The sequence below is a fragment of the uncultured Veillonella sp. genome, assembly GCF_934190855.1.
In the GTDB taxonomy this organism is placed as follows: domain Bacteria; phylum Bacillota; class Negativicutes; order Veillonellales; family Veillonellaceae; genus Veillonella.
The window spans coordinates 1-4,605 of sequence record NZ_CAKPTN010000131.1; the positions used below are offsets into that span (position 1 = coordinate 1).

Consider the following 4,605-nt stretch of genomic DNA (forward strand, 5'->3'; position numbering starts at 1 on the left):
AATATAAATATAAAATTTTAGTAAAATAAAATTATCATATAAAAGAGAGAAGGACTATGTTTGGTTTTATTGAGAGAGAACAAATACTTTTAAAACAAAATGTATATGATCTACTACATAATACTAGGATAGGTAGAAAGGCTTTTTTATTTATTTTGGTAGGGGTATTTTTTATTTATTTGCTAGGGAATATACATATAAATAGAGAAGCAACTTATGATTTGTATTGGTATTATGTACGATATCTTTATAAGCTGCTAGGTGTATGTGTTGTCTATGATTTATGTAGACGTAGGCTGCATGACTTTGGTGTCTCAAGTAATTGGTTATTTTTATGGCTTTTAATAGGTGGGGGTATATATACTTATTACTTTTGGAGCCTGTATTCCTATCCTCTTTTGCCAGTACGTTTTTTTGAGAGGATATTGTTAGCGGAGTTAGGTATCTTATTTATACCTACGGTATTGTTATATTTTTTGCCTTCAGATGTAAATCGTAATCGATTTGGTGATAGTAAAGTACAAATGATTTCTTCTACATGTGCAATTGGATACGTAGCGACAAAAATCACTTTAAGTAATGAAAAAGGGATTTTAGAGTACTTGAGAGATATTTATTTATATCGATCATTTAAGGTAACTGGTCGTGCTAAGATTATTGAGGCTGGCATAGGTGTAGGTTCACTAGGCACAATAATGAGCTTAAATGTAAATATTTTGGCGTTGCTTCTCATGATAAAAAGTGAAATAGGAATAGCTATCTTAGAGCCTATATCATGGGCAATCTTTTATATACTTTATTTCTATACATTGTTCGCTGTCTTTACTTTACTCATCCGACGACTTCATGACAGTTTGTATAGTGGATTATGGATACTGTTATTAGTAGTTCCTTTCGCCAATGTCTTTGTCTTTTATAGACTCTTTATAAAAGGTAGCTGGGATGTTAATAGTATAAAAGAACTTTAATCTAAAAAATGGTGTTGTACTCCTTTGAGTTCAACACCATTTTGTGTATCTTGAAGTAATAGTGTAATGTATATATTAAATAGGTTAGAGTACTATGGTTTTAAATTAGTAGGGTAGATATGTTTGCGAATATTGTAATTGGTCTCTTTGGCTTATTAATGGTGAATTATCTCGTCATTATAGCTAGGCAACGAATAGTTAAAATTGTAATTGGTATCTTAGGGAATTGTTTCTTTGGACTTTCATTGTTTAGTGATTTTATTGCTTTACCAAGTTATATGATTGATTTTAAGTATATTTTAATTATTATTCTTTGTATTGCTTGTATATTTGATTTGTGGCAACGTAATCGTGCTGGTACAATCACAGCTGGCGACAAGAAAATGTATGATACCTTTACAGGTCGAATTAAGTTTATTGTTATATTTTTTATTCTTTTATGTGGTGTTGCATCGGTTATACATTATTTGGGTGATTTTGATATTTTTTCTCATTGACTTCTATACAGTAATCTTGTACTATTATTACATAGTAGTTGATAACAATTTTCAGTTGTGAGGATTGTTACATGTATGAGCAATATGGAGGTCACATATGAAAGGCATAATCATTGCATCCTTTGGATCAATTTACCAAGATGCTGTGGAGAAATCCATCGGCAGTATAGAGAAAAAAGTACGTTCCATGTATAGCGATATGGAGGTACGCCGCGTATTCTTATCTGATGCATTAGTAGAGAAGTGGAACGAGAAATATGATGACAAGATTTCTTCTTTCACAGAGGCTATGCAAGATTTCGCTCGCAAAGGTGTTGATGAAGTATACATTCAACCTATAACATTGGTAGCAGATCAGTGTTACCAACAAATGCGTAAACAAGCATTAAAGTTTTTACATAATAATGAATATGGTTTCAGTCAAGTGAATATTGGCAAACCATTACTTACATCTTTAGGTGTAAAGAATTATGCTGACGATTACGAAGCTACATTAGAAAGCATTGTTCGCCACGTTAATACAAAAGCACTTAATAAGTCTGTGGTACTCATGGCGAATGGTCAAAACCAATTGGAGTTTAGTACATTGCAATTGAAAGCTATGTACGGTGCAGCACCAAATGTAGTGGTGTTTACTACAAACGGTTTCCCTACTTTTAAACAAGCACTTACCTTGTTAGACCGTATGGGACATAAGGATTTACTAGTAGTACCATTGGCTCTTATTGGTTCTACACATTTAATGGACTATCTTGGGGGCGAACGTTCTGACTCCATTTACGCATTGCTTGCTGAAGAAGGTTACAACGTAGATATTTGGAACGAAGGTCTTGGTGAAAACCCTCATGTACAAGATTTATTCTTGAAACATTTAGGCCAAGCTATCCGCATGTCTGATCGCAAGCGTCCCATGCCTCGTGAATCTGTAAAACCTGTAATGACAAATTCTCGTTTAGAAGCACAAGGTATGATTTCTTAATACTTGCTATTACATAATTAGTCATATCACTCCACTCCTTTCCATAAGTAAAACTCCTCCTTGTTGGATACCCAATGAGGAGGAGTTTTACTTTTACCATGAAAGATAAGAATAATTTCCATTTTATACGTACTACGGTATGCCCTGAAAAGAATCTCTATGGTATGATTAAGATACATTATTAATTAATATAAGGAGACTTTCATGAAACAAGCTATTTTAGTTGTTGCCTTTGGGTCCACTGTTGACAGTGCTCGTGAACATAATATTGATTCCGTAGTAGAACATATCCGCAAATCTTATCCGGACTATACTGTGGAACTAGCTTTTTCCTCTCGTATCATAGTTAAGCGTTTACGTGAACGCGGTATCGAGGTACCTACTGAACAAGGGGCGTTAGAAAAACTTATCCAAGAAGGGTACACACATGTGTATGTGCAGCCACTTCATTTCACTGGCGGTGAAGAGTTTGATAAATTGAAAAATAATATTCTTGCTCATGAAGGGGAAGGTCAGTTGGAAGTATTGCGCGTTGGTAGACCTCTCGTATACTACATGGGCCAAGAAGAGCATCCTGATGATTACCAAATTTTGATTGACCGTTTCATTAAATCTCTTAACATTTCTAAGGACGACGGGTTATTGCTAGTTGGTCATGGTGGGCTTGGTTCTGGAAACTCTTCGTATGGTAATTTACAGTTCAAATTGATTCGTGATGGCCTTACCAATGTACGTGTTGCCGTTTTAGAAAATGCTCCTTATGTGGCTGACGTAGCTATGCCATGGGAATGGCTCGATGGGAAGCGTCCAAATACAGTTTATCTACATCCACTATTATTGGTGTTAGGTGATCATGCACAAAACGATCTCTTCGGCGATGAAGAGGATAGTGTGGTGAACGAATTGACTGAGGCTGGTTATGAGGTTAAACCTATTAATGCTGGTTTAGGTGAGTACGAAGTTATCCAAGATATCTTCCGTCAACATTTACAAGATTGTATTGATGATTTATATGGAAAACGTAGTCCACATCGTCCTGCAATTCCAAATATTAAATAGTACCTTTGTATATCTTGTATAAATTGGTTATAATAAAAGATATGGCAATTATAAATAGAATGTAACTATAAGAATAGGAGATACCCATGAAAGGTAAATTATATGGTATTGGCGTAGGCCCTGGCGATTCTGAATTAATGACTGTGAAAGCTGCTCGCATCGTAGGTGAAGCAGATATTATCATCACACCAAAAACAGAAAAGAAAGATGGTTCTGTAGCCCTTAATATTGCATCCCCATATATCCAAGATCATACAGAAATCGTTCCTGTAGTATTCCCAATGGTATTGGATGATGCGACGCAAGCGGAAGGCTGGCAAGAAGCAAAACGCATTATCTTGTCTTACTTAGATGAAGGCAAAAGCGTTGTATTCTTAACATTGGGTGACCCTATGTTCTATAGCACGTACATGTATGTATACCGCTTGATTGAAAATACGGGTCATGAAATCGAAACAATTCCTGGTGTAACTGCCTTCTGTGCTATTGGTTCTCACCTTGGTTACCCAATCGTAGAGAAGGAAGAAGTATTAGCTATCGTTCCTGCTACAGCACCTAAAGAAAAAATCGATGCTGTATTGGCTGTTGCCGATGATGCGGTAATCATGAAAGTGTACAAAAACTTTGATGAAGTACAAGAAACATTGATTAAACATAACATGGCAGATGATGCGGTTATGATTAGCCGTGTAGGTTTGCCTGATGAGCAAGTATATGTAGGTTTAGACAATATGCCTAAAGATACTAAGCTCAACTACTTATCTACAATCCTTGCAAAACGTAAGGATCGTTAACAAACACGTCGTATTACGAGGTAATATCTATGAACACAGTACAGATTCCACGTGTTGTCATTGCTGGCACTAACTCTGGTGTAGGTAAAACAACTATCGTAGCGGGTTTATTGGCCGCTTATGCAAATGGTGGACGTACGGTGCAATCCTTTAAAGTGGGCCCGGATTATATTGATCCGGGCTTTCATAAAATTGCATCCGGCCGTGACAGCTATAATTTAGATACGTGGCTCGTTCCACCTCACAAATTAAATCCTTTCTTTGCCACCATGGCGCATGGTGTAAACCTTGCTATTATTGAAGGTGTT

5 protein-coding genes and 1 pseudogene are annotated in these 4,605 nt (G+C 36.0%); all 6 read left to right on the forward strand.

The genetic code is table 11. From position 1 onward, the window contains the following. The first annotated feature begins 56 nt into the window (after window positions 1-56). Window positions 57-968, forward strand: a complete 912-nt coding sequence (locus Q0F90_RS07410) for a DUF805 domain-containing protein (RefSeq protein WP_296004397.1) — start codon at window positions 57-59, stop codon at window positions 966-968. A 119-nt stretch (window positions 969-1,087) separates the two neighbouring features. Further along, a complete protein-coding gene (locus tag Q0F90_RS07415) occupies window positions 1,088-1,465 on the forward strand; it encodes a hypothetical protein (RefSeq protein ID WP_296004398.1) in 378 nt (125 codons plus the stop codon). Window positions 1,466-1,562: 97 nt separating this feature from the next. Continuing rightward, entirely contained in the window at window positions 1,563-2,444 is an 882-nt protein-coding gene (locus Q0F90_RS07420) for a sirohydrochlorin cobaltochelatase (RefSeq protein ID WP_296004399.1), read from the forward strand. A gap of 204 nt (window positions 2,445-2,648) precedes the next feature. Continuing rightward, entirely contained in the window at window positions 2,649-3,503 is an 855-nt protein-coding gene (locus Q0F90_RS07425) for a sirohydrochlorin cobaltochelatase (RefSeq protein ID WP_296004400.1), read from the forward strand. An 86-nt stretch (window positions 3,504-3,589) separates the two neighbouring features. Further along, window positions 3,590-4,297 carry a precorrin-2 C(20)-methyltransferase gene (cobI, locus tag Q0F90_RS07430; protein WP_296004401.1) on the forward strand — a complete coding sequence of 236 codons (708 nt, stop codon included), beginning with the start codon at window positions 3,590-3,592 and terminating at the stop codon, window positions 4,295-4,297. A gap of 29 nt (window positions 4,298-4,326) precedes the next feature. Next, window positions 4,327-4,605, forward strand: a pseudogene (locus Q0F90_RS07435) (cobyrinate a,c-diamide synthase); the annotation flags it as partial.